Source organism: Candidatus Hydrogenedentota bacterium (assembly GCA_016791475.1).
In the GTDB taxonomy this organism is placed as follows: Bacteria; Hydrogenedentota; Hydrogenedentia; order Hydrogenedentales; family JAEUWI01; genus JAEUWI01.
Map to the genome: position 1 here is coordinate 1 of JAEUWI010000508.1, position 507 is coordinate 507.

General features: G+C 55.2%; 1 protein-coding gene. It reads right to left on the reverse strand.

Going from position 1 to position 507, the window contains the following annotated elements:
* The coding region (locus tag JNK74_30520; GenBank protein MBL7650503.1) for a ribonuclease E/G at positions 1-507 on the reverse strand (507 nt) is incomplete at both ends.

Here is a 507-nt window from a genome sequence, read left to right on the forward strand (position 1 = left end):
CTTTCGCGTGATTTCCACGAGGCCCAGCGAAGAAATGCGACCGACGCGGGTTCGCGCACGATCGCGTTCCAGCCGAGCCGTGAAGTGTGAAAGCACTCGATTGCGATCTTCGCTCGACTCCATATCAATAAAGTCGATGACGATGATGCCGCCCATATCGCGCAGGCGTAGTTGTCGGCAGACTTCGTCGGCGGCCTCCAAATTGGCCTTCAAAATGGTTTCGTTGAGCGATGTGGAACCGACGAGCTTTCCGGTGTTGACGTCGATTGCGGTTAAGGCTTCCATTTCGTCGACGACCAAATAGGCACCCGATTTCAACCAGACCTTGTGCTGCAACAAGCGGTCGATGTCCTTTTCGATGCCGTAGTCGTCGAAAACGGGGGTGTCGCGGTCGTACAGTGCGATTTTTGGTGTCAGAGCCGGTGCGACGACCTTGGCGACAAGGTGGACCTTTTCGTATTCGTCCGGATCGTCAATCACCAACCGGTCGATCTCGTCGCCAAAAAT